General features: G+C 54.1%; 11 protein-coding genes. All 11 read right to left on the reverse strand.

Annotation, left to right across the window (positions count from 1 at the left end; all coding sequences use genetic code 11):
* Nucleotides 1-3 precede the first annotated feature (3 nt).
* Nucleotides 4-4,467, reverse strand: coding sequence for an FAD-dependent oxidoreductase (locus tag MHFGQ_RS06560; RefSeq protein ID WP_343105539.1), 4,464 nt, complete (start codon nt 4,465-4,467; stop codon nt 4-6).
* Nucleotides 4,468-4,500: 33 nt separating this feature from the next.
* Nucleotides 4,501-5,364 carry a CoB--CoM heterodisulfide reductase iron-sulfur subunit B family protein gene (locus MHFGQ_RS06565; RefSeq protein WP_106004948.1) on the reverse strand — a complete coding sequence of 288 codons (864 nt, stop codon included), beginning with the start codon at nt 5,362-5,364 and terminating at the stop codon, nt 4,501-4,503.
* On the reverse strand, nt 5,361-5,915 hold the full coding sequence (locus MHFGQ_RS06570) for a 4Fe-4S dicluster domain-containing protein (RefSeq protein ID WP_106004949.1): 555 nt from the start codon (nt 5,913-5,915) through the stop codon (nt 5,361-5,363). The genes MHFGQ_RS06565 and MHFGQ_RS06570 overlap by 4 nt, the downstream gene beginning before the upstream one ends.
* A 110-nt stretch (nt 5,916-6,025) precedes the next feature.
* Complete coding sequence (locus tag MHFGQ_RS06575) at nt 6,026-6,814, reverse strand: methyltetrahydrofolate cobalamin methyltransferase (protein ID WP_106006149.1); 789 nt, start codon at nt 6,812-6,814, stop codon at nt 6,026-6,028.
* An 18-nt stretch (nt 6,815-6,832) separates the two neighbouring features.
* Entirely contained in the window at nt 6,833-7,801 is a 969-nt protein-coding gene (gene cdhD / locus MHFGQ_RS06580) for a CO dehydrogenase/acetyl-CoA synthase subunit delta (RefSeq protein ID WP_106006148.1), read from the reverse strand.
* Nucleotides 7,802-7,827: 26 nt separating this feature from the next.
* The gene (locus tag MHFGQ_RS06585; protein WP_106006147.1) at nt 7,828-8,577 is read right to left on the reverse strand and encodes an AAA family ATPase; all 750 of its coding nucleotides are present in this window, start codon (nt 8,575-8,577) and stop codon (nt 7,828-7,830) included.
* The gene (locus MHFGQ_RS06590) at nt 8,578-10,485 is read right to left on the reverse strand and encodes an ASKHA domain-containing protein (RefSeq protein WP_106006146.1); all 1,908 of its coding nucleotides are present in this window, start codon (nt 10,483-10,485) and stop codon (nt 8,578-8,580) included.
* Between the two features lie 38 nt (nt 10,486-10,523).
* Nucleotides 10,524-11,864, reverse strand: a complete 1,341-nt coding sequence (acsC, locus tag MHFGQ_RS06595; RefSeq protein WP_106006145.1) for an acetyl-CoA decarbonylase/synthase complex subunit gamma — start codon at nt 11,862-11,864, stop codon at nt 10,524-10,526.
* 90 nt (nt 11,865-11,954) lie between these two features.
* The gene (gene acsB, locus MHFGQ_RS06600) at nt 11,955-14,144 is read right to left on the reverse strand and encodes an acetyl-CoA decarbonylase/synthase complex subunit alpha/beta (protein ID WP_106006144.1); all 2,190 of its coding nucleotides are present in this window, start codon (nt 14,142-14,144) and stop codon (nt 11,955-11,957) included.
* Nucleotides 14,145-14,159: 15 nt separating this feature from the next.
* On the reverse strand, nt 14,160-16,184 hold the full coding sequence (gene cooS, locus MHFGQ_RS06605) for an anaerobic carbon-monoxide dehydrogenase catalytic subunit (RefSeq protein ID WP_106006143.1): 2,025 nt from the start codon (nt 16,182-16,184) through the stop codon (nt 14,160-14,162).
* Between the two features lie 5 nt (nt 16,185-16,189).
* On the reverse strand, nt 16,190-17,008 hold the full coding sequence (locus MHFGQ_RS06610) for an AAA family ATPase (RefSeq protein WP_106006142.1): 819 nt from the start codon (nt 17,006-17,008) through the stop codon (nt 16,190-16,192).
* Nucleotides 17,009-17,182: the final 174 nt, after the last annotated feature.

Consider the following 17,182-nt stretch of genomic DNA (forward strand, 5'->3'; position numbering starts at 1 on the left):
AGGTTACACCTCCCCGAAGAGGCCGGCCACCTTGGCCAGCAGCTGGTCGTCTTTGTAGAACTGGAGCTGGATGGCCTTGGCCGGGCATTCGCCGGCGCAGGTGCCGCAGCCCATGCACTGGACGGCGTCGATTTCGGCCACGCTACGCTCGTTGATGCGCGGTACACTGTAGGGGCAGACCCGGACGCAGGTCAGGCAGGCCGCGCATTTGTTTTCCTCGACCACGGCCACCACGCCGCCCACCATGAGGTTCTCCCGGCTTAAAATGGTGCAGGCCCGGGCCGCCGCCCCTTGGGCCTGGGCTATGGCCTCGGCGGCAAACTTGGGGGCATGGCCGGCCCCGCAGAGGAATATGCCGGCCGAAGGAAAGTCTATGGGCGCAAGCTTGGCGTGGGTCTCGACATAGAACTTATCTTCGTTAAGGGGCAGCTTCAACATGGTGGCCAGTTGTTCTATACCTTGAGGCGCTACGGCACCCGTGGCTAAAACCAGCTGGTCGGGCCAGAGGACCAGGTCTTTGCCGGAATCGGGATCGGTGATGAGCACTTCCAGAAGGCCGATATCCCGGCGCCGTACCTCGGGGGGCTTTTCCGGGTCGTAGTGGATAAAGATGACGCCTTCTTCCCTGGCCCGGCGGTAGTAATCTTCCATGAAGGCATAGGTGCGGATGTCCCGGTAAAGGACGTAAACCGCCGTTTCCGGGCTCCTTTCTTTTATGGCCAGGGCGTTTTTAATGGTCTGGGCGCAGCAGGTGCGGCTGCAGTAGGGTCGCTCTTCATCCCGGGAGCCCACGCACTGGATGAAGACCACCTGTTTGTTTTTGTGTGCCTCCCACTTGCCGGCGGCAAGGCTTTGTTCCAGTTGGGTGTTGGTTAGCACCCGTTCGTCCTGGCCGTAGAGGTAGGATGTGGTTGTTACCTCCCGGCTGCCGGTGGCGACAATCACCACGCCGTGTTCCAGTTTCAGGGTGCGGCGAACATGTTCTTTGCCCGGTTCTGCTACTGAGATGGTGGTGGTAAAATGCCCCTGGTGGCCGCCGAAGTCTTCTATCTTGGCGTTGGTGAACACGGTGATGCGCTTATTTTCCCGGACCCGGGCGATGAGGTCTTTTAACAGGGCCTGGAGGTCGTCGCCTTCTAGTGTTTTCCTTAAATTGCGCACCTGACCTCCCAGCTCATCTTCCCGTTCGACGATGATGGCCTCATACCCCTGGTCGGCGATATTTAATGCCGCCGTGAGCCCTGATATGCCGCCGCCGATGATTAAGGCCTTCTGGACGACGGGCACGGGCTTAAGGTGCAGGGCTTCGTGGCGCTTGACCTTGGCCACGGCCATGCGTACCAAATCGATGGCTTTTTCTGTGGCCTTGTCCGGTTCGTTGCGGTGCACCCAGGAACACTGGTCGCGGATGTTGGCCATTTCAAAGTAAAAGGGGTTTAAGCCGGCCTCCTTCAAGGCTTCCCGGAAAAGGGGCTGGTGGGTGCGGATGGTGCAGGAGGCCACTACCACCCGGTTTAAGTTGTATTCGTGGATGGCTTCTTTTATCTTGTTCAAGGTGTCCTGGGAGCAGGTGTAGAGGTTGTCCTCGGCATGGACGACGCCGGGAAGTTTGGCCGCAGCTTCGACTACCGCTTTGACGTCGACGACCCCGGCGATGTTGATGCCGCAGTGGCAGATGAAAACCCCCACCCGCGGTTCTGCGTGACTTACGTCTTTTTCCGGCGGGTACTCTTTGGGTTTAACCAGGGTGTTGCGCCCGGAAGATATTGCGGCCCCGGCCAGGGCGGCGGCGGCGCTGGCGTTGACCACCGTCTCCGGTATGTCCCGGGGGCCTTGAAATACCCCGGCCACATATACGCCCGGCCGGGTGGTCGCCGCCGGCTCCATTGGCAGGGTCCGGGCAAAGCCGTAAGGGTTAAGCTCAATGCCGGCGGCGGCCGCCAGTTTTTCCGCCCCGGCCGGGGGCTTCACCCCTACCGCCAGGACGACCATGTCGAATTCTTCCCGGTTTATCCGGCCGTCGGCGTAGTACTGGATGGTGAGGTTTTTGGTCTTCGGGTCTTCTTCCACCCGGGAGATCATGGCCCGCACGAAACGTACCCCGGCGGCTCTGGCCCCTTCGACGTAACGGTCGAAGTTCTTGCCGTAGGCGCGGATGTCGAGGTAAAAGATGGTCGGCTCGATATTGGCGTCGTGCTCTTTGGCGATAAGGGCTTCTTTGGTGGAATACATGCAGCAGATGGCCGAACAGTAGGGGCTGCCTTCCCCATCAATGTCCCGGGAGCCGACGCACTGGATGAAGGCCACCTTTTTCGGCGGTCTGCCGTCGGACGGCCGCAGTACATGGCTTTCCGTGGGACCGGTGGCGCTAAGGAGGCGCTCAAATTCTAAACTCGTGACTACATTGGCGTAGTAGCCGTAACCGTACTCCCCGGCTAAAGCGGCATCAAACAGCTCGTACCCCGGGGCCAGGACCACGGAGCCGACCTGGAGTTTGATGACCTTCTCTTCCTGCCAGTGCTCGATGGCCTTTTTCTTACAGGCGGTTTCGCACTGGAGGCATTCGGAACAGATGCCGCAGTTTAAGCACCTTTTGGCTTCTTCTATGGCTTCCTCCGGGGTAAAGCCCTGGTAGACTTCGCGGAAATCCCGTATACGTTCGGAGGCCGTGGCCATGGCCTGTTTTTGGCGCCTGCCGGGGAAGGGCACGACATTGGGCGGCGGGTCCAGCCTGGGTTGTTTTTCTTTCTTACGGCCGGCGGCCAGGTCTTTTCCTTCCAGGTAGCGTTTTACGCTTTCGGCGGCTTCGTGGCCGCCGGCTACGGCTTCGACCACCGAGGCGGGACCGCTCACTACATCCCCGCAGGCGAAAATGCCAGGTATAGCTGTGGCCAGGGTTACGGGATCGGCGGCGATTAGCCCCCGGCTGGTAGTTATGCTACCGTCTTCTTTTAAGAAAGAAAGATCGGCGGCTTGGCCGATGGCTAAGATTACGGTGTCGGCGGCTAGAACCGTGGTGACTTCCGGGTTATACTGGGGATTGAAACGGCCTTGTTCGTCGAAGACCCGGGTGCACGCCATGAGCTCTACACTGGTGACCCGGCCGTCTTTCCCCAGGAAGCGTTTGGGTCCTAAGGAGGGATGGATGATGACGCCTTCTTCCAGGGCTTCTTCGACTTCCCAGGGGTGGGCGGGCATCTCTTCCCTCTTTTCCAGGCAGGCCAGGTGGACTTCTGCGGCCCCCAGGCGCCTGGCCGTGCGGGCGACGTCTATGGCTACGTTGCCGCCGCCGATAACTACCACCCTTTTGCCTACTTTAGGCCTGCCGCCCAGGGCCGTTTCCCGTAAGAATGATACGCCGGGTAGTATCCCTCCTAAATCGGCTCCGGCGATATTTAACATGCGGCTCTTTTGCAATCCGGTGGCGATGATGACGGCGTCGTATTCTTTTTTTAGTTCGGCCAGGGTGATGTCTTGGCCGACAGTGATGTTGCCGATAAATTTTACCCCCAGGGCGAGGATGCGTTCCGTTTCCCGCTCTACTACCTCCAGGGGCAGGCGGTACCGGGGTATGCCGGCCCGCAGCATGCCGCCGGGTTTGTCCAGGACGTCGTAGATGGTGACCTGAAATCCTTCCAGGGCCAGGTCCTGGGCGGCGGTAAGACCCGCAGGACCGGCGCCGATAATGGCTACCTTTTCTTCTTTGGCGGGTATATCCGCTTTTTGTTGTTTTTCGCGGGCGGCTTCTTCTTCCCAGCCGTAGTCGTAGGCCGCCCTCTTCAATGTGGCTATGGCGATGGGGTCGTCGTACTGCCCCCGGTTGCATTCAGTCTCACAGGGGTGGTGGCAGATGCGGCCGCAGATCCCGGCAAAGGGCATGCGCCGGTGGATGACTTCTAATGCTTCGGCGAATTTCCCCTGGGAGATCAGGGCTACGTACCCTTGAGCGTTGGTCCCCGCCGGGCAGGCGCTGCGGCAGGGCGGAGTGCCCCTCTTGGTGATGAGGTATTTATTGGGCACCGCCTGGGGAAACATTTTGTGGATGGCTTTCCTGCTGCCCATATTCTGGTTGTATTCGTTGGGGACTGTTACCGGGCAGACCTGTTCGCAGTCGCCGCAGGCCGTGCATTCTTCGCTATTGACGTAGCGGGGGCTTTGGCGCACATAGGCAGTGAAGTTGCCTTTTTCTCCTTCTATTTTTTCTATACTGGCCAGGGTGTGCAGGCGGATGTTGGGATGGGTAAGGGTGTCCGTCATGCGGGGTCCCAGAAGACACATGGCGCATTCGTTGGTGGGAAAGGTCTTGTCCAGCTGGGCCATGCGCCCGCCTAAAGATGAGCTTTCAGTCACCAAGTGTACCAGGTAGCCGGCATTGGCTAGATCAAGGGCTGCTTGCATCCCGGCTATGCCGCCGCCTGCTACCAGTACCGCCCCTGTGGCTTTTTCTTTGTCCTGCTGTGCTTGCATTTTTGCGTCTCACCTTCCTTTCTCCTGGGAAGCTCATGCTAACCCATACTGCCGCAAAAGGGGAAAGGGGTCGATTAGGTGTTTTTTTAGCCAGGGGGTTGGGTCCAGCCCCAGGCTTAGACCGAGGATCTCTGTTATGAAAAAGACAGGCAGCGGTTCTTCATCCTTTGTTTGGCGGCTTTCCAGGTTGGTGTGGCATAAGGGGCAGGCGGTGACTATGGCCTTCGCTCCGGCATACCGTGCGGCTTCTACTATTTTCCCTACCAGTTCTTCTACCAGTTTTGGCTGGGGTATGGAGAGGCTGGCGCCGCAGCATTCGTTTTTATGGCTCCAGCTCACCGCTGTCGCCCCGCATAAGGTTAACAGCCGGTCCATCAGTCGGGGCTGTTCGGGATTGGCTTCAAAGCTGGCTACCTTCGGTGGCCGGGTTAAAAGGCAGCCGTAATATGACGCCAGGGGAATTCCTCCTAATTTTTTAGTGACCTTCCTTTCCAGGGCGGTAAAAACGCCGGGTTCGGCCAGTACCTCGATTACATGCCGTACTTTGATTGTGCCCCGGTACTCTCGCCCCATGATTTCTTTGGCCCTTTGCCCCAGTTCTTTTGCTTCCCGGCTTGCTGTCGCCATAAAGTTTTGGGTGGTCCTTAGGGTGTTGTAACAGGCGGCGCAGGGTACCAACAGGTCGTTGCCGGCGGCTTCGGCCAGTATCAGGTTGTACAGGGGTAGAGCATGGCTTAAATTACTGTCTAGGGAGTGGCCCGAGGTGGCCCCGCAGCAGCTCCAGTCGTTTAGCTCTTCTAGCTCTACCTCCAGGGCTTTAAAGACGCCTTCGGTGGAGGCGGAATATTCGGCCGAGGTGGCGTGCAGGGAACAACCAGGGTAATATGATAGTTTCATCTTCGCTCCTCCTTGGACCCTTCCCACATGGCCCGGAAGCGGCCTTTGTTTTTTATTCCTCCGCTAAATATGGGCAGCTTCCCCCGGCGCAGCATCTTAAAGCCCAGGGGGGCGTCCTGGAGGTAGGTCCTTGTCTTTAGCTTGTACGCTGCCAGCATCCCCAGTTCATGCACCCGTCCCCTGCTTTTTACCGATGCCAGAAAGGCCTGGTGGAAGGCGGCTACTTCCGGCAGGGCCGGTACTGCCCCTCTGGCCAGGGCCCGTTGTTTTAAGGCATCGTTGATGGCGGCGATATCGATGCCGTTGGGACAGCGGGATACGCATGTCCGGCAGGCGGCGCATTGCCAGATGGTTTTGCTTTTTATGAGTTCTTCTTCCAATCCGAGCTGCACATAGCGGACCACTTGATGGGGCATGAGGTCCATGGCCATGGCCACCGGACACCCCGCTGTGCATTTGTGGCACTGGTAGCAGCGGTTAACAATCTGCCCGCTCCCTGCGGCTACTTCCGCCGCCAGCTCCTGAGACGGGATGGTTTGCTGCCCGGCCATCCCCCTTCCTCCTTTCTCTTGCCGAAAAAGAGAGGTACTGCCTTTCGCCGGTACCTCTCCTATTTAATTTCATTTTAAAGTAATGAGGTTCGACGTCCTCGGTAAAAGTCCTACCTTGTTTTAAACATCTTGACAAAAGAATCGCAGTAAACCGTTTGATTGAGCAAAATTTCTGCCGCCGCCGCCGTTTCCATGAGGGCCTCGTCGCAGGCATCGGCTATGGCGGCATCCAGACCGCAGGCCATGGCCATGGCCAGGAAGGTCCGGTTGATAAGGGGACGATTCTGGCAGTTCTGGGAAACGTTGCTCAGTCCCAGGACGGTTTTGGGAGCAGGGTCGGCAAGCATTTTGATCTGCTGTAGGGTTTTTAAGACTTCCGGAGCGTGATCCTGGGCGACATTTGCCGGCAAGATTAAAGGATCAATATACAGATCTTCCATGGGTAGACCGAATTCGTCGGCTGCGGCGACAAGCTCCATGGCAAAGGCCAGGCGGGTATCGCTGTCTTTGGGAATGCCGGCTTTGTTCATGGTAAGGCCTATGAGAGCGGCACCATATTCTACTGCCAGGGGAAATAATTTTTCTATTTTTTCCCGTTCGGCATTGGTAGAGTTGATTATTACCCTGTTTTTGGCTTTTTTAAGTCCGGCTTCAATGGCTGCAATATTGGTAGAATCCAGGCACAGGGGCAGAGCGGTTACCTCCTGGGTCACTTCTACCAGCCATTCCATGGCGCTAACTTTATCCTGGACGGCCGGGCCGACATTGAGGTCAAGGGCGCGGGCACCGCCTTCTTCTTGACGCCGGGCCCACTCCTGTACGGGGGCCGGATCCCTTTCCTGGATGGCCCTCTTTATATCATTGAACATACCATTTATCCGTTCTCCAATAATCAGCATTATTCTATTACCTCCCTCTTAGTAATTATTAGCGACCATGAGCTGGTCGATGGTTTCCTTTACTTTGGCTACAGCTTCCGGGTGCCGCATAAGGAGGATATGGGCCCCGGCCTGCAGCAGAGCCGTAGCCGTAACGGCTTCCCAGAGTATACCCCGTTCCACTTCTTTACCCCAGCCCGGATATTCCTCGACGGAAGCCACCGCTTCCTTGGCACGCCAGGCCTCGCTTCCCACTGTACAGATGACGGGCATAGACAGCATTTTATCACCCTGAAGGGCTCCCAGGCGAATGCGTTCCATAATCGAATAGGCGTATTCAATGCCGTAGCCAAGGCCGCCAATGGAGGGATCGATAACGATGCGATCCAGGCTCAAATTCATTTCGTTGATGAGGATGTTGAGTTGTTTGCAAATATTTATATCCAGGGGCGAACGGGCGATGATGCTGTGCTTGTGCACCATACAGGCCGCCGTCAGGGACTTATAATTGTCCTGCTCGGCATTACCCAGGAGCAAGTTTTCTCCTGCCGCCGCTTCGGCCACGGCTTCTAAAACGTCGTGGTCCTTTTCGACGTCCCCACAGCCGACAACTATCAGAGGCACCCCGACTGCCTGAAGAACTTCTTTGACGGTGGCCACACACTGTTCTACGCTGTGGTTGGCTCCCTCGGGATCGGCACCGTCGAGCTTTAAATAAATTAAGTCGGCACCGTAGGCTTCTACACATTTTTGCGCCCAGCGGCCGGGCTCATTTATTACATCTTTGAAAGGTTCCTTTAAAACCTCCGGCCAGTCGGGAACGATATCCTGGACTTCCATAGCAATGACGGGACGGCTCACTTCCCCTTCGAAGTGATGGAAAGGCAGGGCGGCGTCGCCGCCGACGGTTATGGTGTGACTTCTGGTGCCTCCTTGTTCTTTAGTGGCTCCCAGCACAACTTTTTGAACCGTTGCCCGGTTACGCTCACGTAAAATCTGAACGGCCATAAAAAGCGCTCCTTTCATTAATAATGTTAAATAAGACATTTATTAAGGATAGAAGTAACTGCCTGGACGATGGGCGAATCCGATGGAAGCTCAAATAATGGTCGCCCATGGGCATCAAAGGTAACTACTTGTTCGTCATAGGGTACAAAACCGGCCACGGGTAAACCTGTTCGCTCTATTTCTTCTTTTAGGGGACCGGGGTCACCGGTAATTTTGGTTACCACAAGATACATTTTCGGGATGCCCAGTTGCAATTCTTGCACCAGCTCCCGCACCCTACCGGCCGAGCGGATTCCCCTGACTGAGGCATCGCTAATTACGAAGAGAAACCCTACGTCTTGGATTATCCGACGGCTGATGTGCTCCAGACCCGCCTCGCTATCAATGATCATATAGTCATAGTTGGCGCTTAAGGTTTCCAGATGTTTGCGCAAAAGGTCGTTTGGGTAACAGTAACATCCGGGACCCTGGGGACGACCCATGGTCAACAGGTCAAATCCCTTTGTTTCCACCAGGGCTTGGGCCAGCTGGTACTGGATAAACATGTCCTTGCTCATGCCCTGTGGTACGGTTCGCGGGTTTTTAGTGGCGTCGAGGATGTCGGCGATGACTCTTTCAACCGTCACGCCCAGGGCTTCATTTAAATTGGCGTTGGGATCGGCGTCGACGGCCAAAATACTGCCGCGGCGGTTTTCAATCAAATAGCGTATCATCAGGGCGGCGAAGGTGGTTTTTCCGGTACCCCCTTTACCGGCGACGGCTATGCGGATGGCCATCTATAGCTCCCCCCTTTCCGGAATTGTTTGTTCCGTTACAGAGGGGAAGAGCTCCAGCTGCGTATGGGGCAGGAACAGGGCCGAAACAAATTCTTCCATAAATAAATTACCTACAGATAACTCTATATAAGTCATTTTTCTGGCCAGTTCCAGGGCATCCAACCATGCCTGCCTGGAAAGGAGGACCAGCTCGGCGCCTTTCAAAGAAGTGTTGCCGGCAAAAACGTATTTTTCCGCAGGCAGATCGGGTAGAAGTCCGATTTCAACGGCGTTAGGAATGCTCAAGTAGTTGCCGAAACCGCCAGCAATAATAATTTTATCGATGGCATCCAGTTCGAGGGAAACGGTTTTAAGCAGACTTTGGATACCAGCGAAAACGGCTCCCTTGGAGCGTATTAGGTTTTTAATATCGGCTGATGTGATTACTATATCTTTGCCGTGGCTGCTTTCCGCTCCCCAGGCCAGAACAAATTCGTACCCTTCATCGGTAGACCTCAATCTTGGGGTAACTGCCTCCTGGAAATTGCCCGTCCGGTCGATTAGGCCGGCACGCCTCAGTTTCGCCAGGCAGTCGATGAGCCCGCTGCCGCAGAGACCTGCCGGTCGGCAGCCGCCGATTATGTCCAGTTCTACTTCAAAGGTTTGGGGATCGATGTTGACACCTTCGATTGCTCCCTCCATGGCCCGCATACCGCAGGTTATCCCGCTTCCTTCAAAGGCAGGTCCCGCCGAGCAGGCGCAGGAAATGAGCCAATCCTTATTCCCCAGAACCATTTCTCCGTTGGTACCGATATCGATAAAGAGCGTCAAATTTTCTTCCATAGCAAGGCGGGTAAAGAGGACGCCAGCAACGATATCACCACCGACATAACTGGCTACGCTGGGAAAGACATAAACGGGAGCCAGGGGATTAATGGGCAGACCGATTTCTCCGGCAGTAAGGTCCGGCCATTCGTTGGCAGCCGGTATATAGGGTTGGAGGCGTATATACTTAGGATTTACCCCGAGGAGCAAATGGCTCATGATGGTATTGCCGGCGACAGCCGCCACCGTAACTTCTGCCGGTGCGATCCCATACTTGTTTAATAAAGAACTCGTTATTTCACTTATTGTAGTAAGGGCAGCTTGACGGAGCTCTTCCAAACCGCCGGGCTGGCCGGTGGCGTGGATAACGCGCGATATAACGTCATCACCGTATATCGCCTGGCGATTATAGTTGCCGTTTCTACCTATCCGCCGGCCGTTTAATAGATCGAGGAGGGAAACGACTATCGTAGTAGTTCCCAAATCAACGGCCAGGCCGAAACATCTACCTGTTCCGGCGGGGCTTACCTTTAAAAGCCGACCGTCTGCCCTGGCTAAAGTGACATCAACATGCCACCCGGCCTGGCGCAGTATCTCCGGCAGGTCCTGCAAGAATTTTAAACTTGCCCTCCCCTCTACCCCTTTTTCCTTGCGGAGGGTCATTAACAGGCGGTTGAGGTCGCTGTTGTTTTCCTCCAGGGTTGGTTCTTTAAGGTGCAGGGTTGCTATTTCACAGTGGGGATCCAGGGAATAGGAAGCCGGTAAATCAGCCAACCCGTCCTGCAGCCGCCCTTTGTCCTGGAGGAGCACCTGATGTTTACCGAGTAAAGAAATTGGCGGGACTTCAACGATAACGTCGCCCTCGATAATCGTCTGACAGGCCAGGAAATAACCTTCTTCCCGTGCTTCTGCCGAAAGATGTCCGCCTTTAAAGTGAATCTGTCCTTCCTTAACCTTGATAAGGCAACGTCCACAGGTTCCGGCACCGCCGCAAGTGCTTTTTATGGGTATGCCGGCTTTTTGGGCCGCCTCCAGGACGTTAGTTCCTTTGTCTACCTGCACGGCGATGTTGTCTGGCATAAAAGTAACGGTATACTGATTCACTGGCTTCTTCCCTTTCCTTTTGTTATTACTTAATGCTTTTAGGAGGCAAGGTGGGCCCGGGCAAAGGCTATAATCCCGCTCGCTTCCCGAGGACCGACTAATACCTCCCAACCCGTCAGATCTTCCAGCTTGCCCTTGAGGACGGCTACAGCTCCGGGGATAATAATGCGCCGATGTTTAACCTTATTTTCCAACCCGACCTTTTTCATGACGGAGGCGATTTTCTCTGCTTCAAACTTGCCGTCAGCGTAGGCTGTTAATACGGACAGGCCGTCGGTATCTACCGACAGCAGGTAGCTGGGTATTTTTGTGCTTTCGATTTCCCCTGCTACGGAGTAATAGGTTAGCGAGAAGTTGGTAGTCACATAAACGGGAGAATTTTCATTGACGGCTCCGATTTCATTGAGCTTTTCTTCAACCCGGATAGGCACCTGCGGATCGGTATAGAGGTTCTGGCGCCAGGAAAGGAGGGGCAGCAGGTGCTCTTTGGCTGCAGTCCGTAAAACTATGAGGCTCGCATACTTACAGATATAATTTGTAGCCTGGAGGATTTCCGCCAGGGGATCGCCTGCCGTCGTTAGGGCAATAATGGGATAACCGAAGGAACGGAAACGTTTTTTAATGGCCAGGCGTCGGATTTGGGTAAAATCGGCTATGGCGCGGGATGTTTCCCTGGCCCCCGGATCGAGGATCAGTTGTTTGTGACCCAGGGCTACGATTTTATCAACCAGTCCGGCCAACTCTTCCAGGCCGTTGCCATATACCGCCAGGGGACAATTGAAATCTTTGGCCAGGCTTACCATGGCCTCATAATTGTCTAAATTTGCGGCGTATAACAACGGCCTGCGGTCGGCGACTTCCATCAGGGCTGGCTTCATTGTTTCCGCATCGTCGGCCATAAGGATGATATTTAACTGGGTGGCGCCCGCCACACGGTTAACGGCAGTTTTAAAGGCGGCCGCATCGGCGGCTTCGTGGCGGACGGCAATGGCCTGGATGGTATAATGCTGTCCCACACGATCGAACTGAAGTTCATTGATGGCGGAAACTTTGGCTAATAATTCTTCCTCGCTTAGATTATCGCTTACCTGGACGGCGATGGCCGTTTCATGGTAAAAACGCTTATCATGGCGGAATAATTCAGTTTCATCCCCCATTTCTACCGCCGACGCACCGCTTCCCAAAATTACCTTGGCTATGGGTGGAGCGGCAGCGGCATTAAGGGCCTCGCGGGCGGCATCAGAAACGTAAGGGCAAGAGTCAAGACTGGCTTTGCCTGCTGCCAGATTCATGGCAAAGGCCAGGCAGGTCGGCGTACCGCATTCACCACAATTTTTTTTAGGCAGCTGCTTATAAATTTCCAATCCCGTTAAAGCCATAACTGCTAACTCCCTTCCTTAAACAAAATAATTATTCCGGGCCGGGCATATGAGACGGGGGAAGGCATATACCCGGCCTATTTAACAGAGTTAGATAATAGGCTCCATACTCAAAGCGGGATGGCCTACCTCTTCCAGGTAAGGCAGTATTTCATCAACGGTGGTACCGATGGTTTCATCGGCGATTTTATCGATGAAATCTTCGCCCAGCCCTTCTTCAATACTGCGCTGGATAAAGTCCTCACGGAGGAAATCCTTTAAAGCCTTGGGCATCCACACAATACGGGCAATGCCCCCGTCGGCCTTGATGAATTTTTTACTGATAATATAGGTGCGGCCGATTCCCATGAAGCCCGGGGTTTGAACACCGCCGCCTATCATCCCGGCCAGGGTGGAGAACGTCATGCCGGACGGTGTCATCCCGGTGTGATCTCGGGTGGTAATCATAATGCCGTTGCACTCCGGCACCACGGCCATAATGGCCTCAAAGCAACCGCAGGAGGTCATGGGATTCTCCATGAGGGTATACAGACAAACCTGTTCCAGGGTGCGGTTGGAAGCCGTGTAAAGGTAGTCGTTGACGCTCTTCCAAATACCCTTAATTGGATCTATCTCTCCCTCCTTGGGTATTGGTTGATTGGGCCCGGCGTGGTTGATTTCATAAGAAGCTTTAGCGTCCAGCCAGCTGACGGCGCCGCATAACCCCACCCTCTCCGGGGTAACAATACAGACATGATTGGGGGCGAAGGATTGGCACAGGACGCAGGAATAGAATGTATCTACCGCTTCGTCCGTCAGGCCGCGCATGCGGTCGTCACGCTCTTTGTATTTTTCCAGGGCCAGGGCCAGGTATTCCTTTACTTTTGTTTCTTCAGTAAAAATGGTCACCTGCACCCGGTCGACGATGGCTGGAAATTCTTCTTTCATTTTGGCTACCAGGATTTCCCCATAATGCTTGAAACGGAACCCTTTGGCCACGGCATCTTTACTTACCCGCAGCCAGTTGATGTTGCGCTGGCCGGTGTGCCAAAGACCTTCGCCGTAGTTGATGAAATCGTGGATCCGCCGCTCCAAGACACCTTCAAAGTCGGTTTGCATTTTACGACCGTATATATCCACCAGGATTCCCAGGGGTAAAACACTGCCTTCCGGTACTTGGTCGATGTCTGGTCCGATGAGTTCAATTTTACCGTCGGTAATTTCTCCTTCAGGAACAGTACGTACCAATTCAAAGGCCGGGCTGCGGTTACCCCCCATCTCTACATACATATCGCCCTTGCGGATACTCTCACCCTCAAAGGCCGGGCCGAAGTTGATGGGCAAATCGAGTTTAATCTTGGTGAGCTTAATTCCCCTGGTCTCCATGGCGATCTGTACTATTTTATCATAGTCTTCGACACTGAAGAACCAATCGGGGATCTGCTTGTCTTCTGGCAAAGGCTGGTCGGTAATTACCGGGAAGCCGGTGAAAATGGCGCCGAAGGCCGCCGCCGTTTTTACCATATCGTGCTCGCCCAAATAAAGGACGAAGGCACGAATGCGGCGCCTCTGATAGTCACGCTGCTCATCGCGCAGGCCCGGCGTCACTCCGCCGAACATCATTCCGGCCCGCAGGGCGTAATTGGCGGCATGGACTATTTGGGTGAAATTGCCTAGGGGATAGGCTATATAATCAACCCCCAACTTGACGTTTTCTTCCAGCAACTGTTCTACAGCTTCATCGCAGATGAATAGCATGAAACCCATGCCCATAAGATCCTTGACGATCTTCGCCAGGGCTTTCGAATCCCTGGCACGTCCCATTATAATGGCCTCACCGGGGATGGTCCAGTCCACCATTTTAATGCCGTAACGACGGACAACGGGATCGCCGATAAAGCCGGTCCACGGCTCCGGGAGTAATGGTTCTTCCGGTTTATACTTTAAATAACGCAGTGCTTCGATGATTTCCGCCGCATACCAGGTGGCTTCTCCGGCCAAACGGGCATTTTCGAAATTAAGCACCGGGCTGATTTGGGCTCGTTTGCGATTGAGGATGGGCGGCAGGTCGCCCAGTTTCCGGACTTCTTCTCCGCTGTAGCAGCGGATAACGGGCAAAAAATAAGCTGTATCGGGATATCCGACGGGATGGTCGGGACCATAGGTGCGGATTGCCTGATTTAAAAGGATCTCGGCATAGCTGGTAGCGGTGATGGCTCCATGATAAACTTCACGGAAAAGGGCAACGGGTTCTTTGCCCGCGGGTATGGCACCTTCAAAGATTTTATCAAAATCGCTCATCGGTCTGAGCCTCCTTTAATAACCCTGGCAGAGTTTTGTATCATAACGTTCGGCAACATTTTTGTGTACGCCAAGTTTCCAGGTACGGTACTCCAGGGCATCGAGGATCTTCCTGGCCGCCACATATGGGTCCATTTCAAAGATAAAGTAACCACCGTAAACGTCGCTGGCAATTTGCGTCAGTATGCTGTAAATGAGATCGCTTCCTTCTACCGGGGGCATGTTGCCCACATGGGTAGGTACGCCCAGGGCTACCCACCAGGTGCCGATGGCTACCGCCTTACCGCTCATTGCTTCCGGCGCCGAGGCAACAAAGGGGACCTTCGGCGTATCAACGCCCAAATCGTCGGCCATGGCCATTAAGAGATCGCCGGCCCGGGAATTATCTACGCATGACCCCATATGGAAGACTGGCGGTAGTCCCCTTTCAATATTGGCCGCTTTGCTCAGACGGTTCAAGAAAGACTTAAGGCCGTCACCGCAATAAGTTTCGACATTGGCCGGATCCATTAGACCGGCTTTGGCCGCTCCCTGGGCCGAACATCCGGTGGCGATTACAAACACGTTATTCTTTAACAGTTCTTTTATGACAATTAGGTGCGAGTTATCCTGGAAGCCTTTCAGGTTGTTACAACCGCATATAAGGGCCACTCCGGCCAGCTCACCGTCAAGGATGGCCTTGTTGAGGACACGGATCGGATTTTCGGCGTCCTGGGTGGCTAAAAGCTGTTTTAGGGCCTCCAGGCTCCAACCGGCAACCACCTTATTTTTAATCTGGGGGATAAAGACGGGACGGTTACTTTCCTTGCGTTCTTTAAAAGCTTCAATGGCCATGCGAATGGCAGTCCGGGCATTATCCATTGCCGTGGCCGTCTGGTAGTCGAGGTGATAGGCGCCGGGAATCTTGGCGTTATCGGCTGTTGTGATAATCCGCGTATGATAACATTCTGCTACGGCACTGATGGAGGGCATAATACACTGGACGTCTACGCACATGGCGTCAATGGCACCGGTACAGATGGCCAGTTCCTGGGAGGCAAAGGAGGTGACCAGAGGTATACCCTGGCGCATTAAAACCTCGTTACCGGTGCAGCAAATGCCTACCAGGTTGATTCCTTTGGCCCCGGCGGCCCTGGCTTCTTCCTCCATTTCCCTGGCCGCCTGGACGATGATTTCGCTGAGCAAAGGATTATGTCCGTGCAGGACAAAGTTTACCTGATCCGGGTCCAGTACACCCATATTGGCTTCGCTTACGACCGGTTGGGGGGTACCGAAAAGGATATCGGAAAAATCGGTGGCAATATGTTCGCCGGTATAATCGGCCAGGGCCACGCGAATGGCGCTGAATATCAGGTTAACGGGATCGTTGTCCATACCCATATGGGCCTGGTTGACCAGTTCGGAGATAGAAGCATGTATACCATAGGGGACAACGTTATGGGTACGGAATTTTTCCCGACGGCCCTCGGTGATGGTAGTCATCAGCCATGTAGCTTCGCCTTCGCCTTTTAGGCGCCGGAAATCTTCCAGAGCTTTTTCGCCGAGTTCTTCGGCAAGCTCCATAACGCCTTTGCCTTCCACTTCAAGCCCTACGCGCCGGCAGACTTCCTTAAGTTTTTCTTCGTCTTTAACCGAATAATCCTTGGTCTTTCCCCTGGCCATCTCTACTAAAGCGTGGGCAATGTGATTACCGTGTTCACTGTGAGCCGCGGCACCGGTAAGAAGCATTAAACCTACGTTGCGGGCTACGATGGTCCACACGGAGGCGCCGCAGATGCCGCGACTGCCAGGCCCATCGCTGGCTTTTATACGACAGGGCCCCGCCATACAAAACCGGCAGCAAACACCTTCGTACCCTATTTTGCACTGGGGCTGCTGGGCGACAAAGCGATCAAAGGCGGTAATCACCTTGTCTTCTCTGCTTTTAGCCAGCATCTCCAGGGCGGCCGGATCGACGGTGCGCTCCCTGCTTTTGGGTTCCATGACCCGCGGGGCCCCAGAAGGCCTGGATGTATGGGTTAAATCGCGAAACCGGGGCATAAAACTTACCTCCTTGGCATATAGTTCTCGTTAAATTGCACGGGGGAACTCCGGTTCTCCCCTTTATGCCCAGGTGACATCAGGCTTAACAACTCAACGGCCAGATCGTCAATATTTGACGGAATAAGGGGTTCTTCGTTTATGCCGATTGCCCGGTCTAAAATTTCAGATTGAAAAGGAATTAAGGCAACAACATCCTCCGGAGGAAGATGTTCAAGGATAAACTCTTCATCCCTGGGACGGCGTATTTTGTTGCCGACAAATTTTATCCGTTTTATTCCGAGTTCGCCTGCCAATTTTTGAACGACCCGTGCTGTCTGGATGCTTACTAAAGTCGGTTCAGTTATAATTAACATGATATCTACGCCGCGCGCCGTACCTCTGGTTAAGTGCTCGATGCCCGCACCCATGTCGAGAACTACCATTTCTTTACGTTTGAGGATTAGGGAGTTTATCATGGCATTCAAGACGGCATTTTCGCGGCAGTAACAGGTAGAACCACCGGGTTTAATGGCTCCCATTTTCAAAAAAAGGATATTTCCCCTTTTAATGGTATATTCGTCCATAAAACCATCAACATCAGGATTTAAGGAAAAAAAGGCGCCATCACCGCCGGTACGTGCGGCTATCAATTCCCGCATGTCGACGACGGGTTTAAGGAGACCCAAACTTTCTTCCGGGAGGCCCAGGACCATACCCAGACTGGTGTCGGGGTCGGCATCGACGGCGTAAACCACGTAACCTTCCCTGGCGAAAAAATTTATTAAAGCGGCGGCTATGGTTGTCTTTCCGACACCGCCCTTCCCGGAAATTGCTAATTTCATTTATGCATCCCTCGATTCATAAAAATGAACATACATTTTTCCGACTACATTAGTGAAGTTCTACACAAAGTTTATTTTTCCTGCTAAAGTTTTTCCTTGTTAAGGTTTAAATTTTGTACTAAAAACCTGCAACAACGGCAAATCGTTAAAAATTTTACCATTCAACCCTTTGTT

The organism is Moorella humiferrea, from assembly GCF_039233145.1.
Classification (GTDB): domain Bacteria; phylum Bacillota; class DSM-521; order Neomoorellales; family Neomoorellaceae; genus Neomoorella; species Neomoorella humiferrea.

What these genes read in the sequence shown, in the direction of transcription:
- MHFGQ_RS06560 (WP_343105539.1), bottom strand. Translation starts at nt 4,467, where the DNA reads ATGCAAGCACAGCAGGACAAAGAAAAAGCCACAGGGGCGGTACTGGTA.
- MHFGQ_RS06565 (WP_106004948.1), bottom strand. Translation starts at nt 5,364, where the DNA reads ATGAAACTATCATATTACCCTGGTTGTTCCCTGCACGCCACCTCGGCC.
- MHFGQ_RS06570 (WP_106004949.1), bottom strand. Translation starts at nt 5,915, where the DNA reads ATGGCCGGGCAGCAAACCATCCCGTCTCAGGAGCTGGCGGCGGAAGTA.
- MHFGQ_RS06575 (WP_106006149.1), bottom strand. Translation starts at nt 6,814, where the DNA reads ATGCTGATTATTGGAGAACGGATAAATGGTATGTTCAATGATATAAAG.
- cdhD (WP_106006148.1), bottom strand. Translation starts at nt 7,801, where the DNA reads ATGGCCGTTCAGATTTTACGTGAGCGTAACCGGGCAACGGTTCAAAAA.
- MHFGQ_RS06585 (WP_106006147.1), bottom strand. Translation starts at nt 8,577, where the DNA reads ATGGCCATCCGCATAGCCGTCGCCGGTAAAGGGGGTACCGGAAAAACC.
- acsC (WP_106006145.1), bottom strand. Translation starts at nt 11,864, where the DNA reads ATGGCTTTAACGGGATTGGAAATTTATAAGCAGCTGCCTAAAAAAAAT.
- acsB (WP_106006144.1), bottom strand. Translation starts at nt 14,144, where the DNA reads ATGAGCGATTTTGATAAAATCTTTGAAGGTGCCATACCCGCGGGCAAA.
- cooS (WP_106006143.1), bottom strand. Translation starts at nt 16,184, where the DNA reads ATGCCCCGGTTTCGCGATTTAACCCATACATCCAGGCCTTCTGGGGCC.
- MHFGQ_RS06610 (WP_106006142.1), bottom strand. Translation starts at nt 17,008, where the DNA reads ATGAAATTAGCAATTTCCGGGAAGGGCGGTGTCGGAAAGACAACCATA.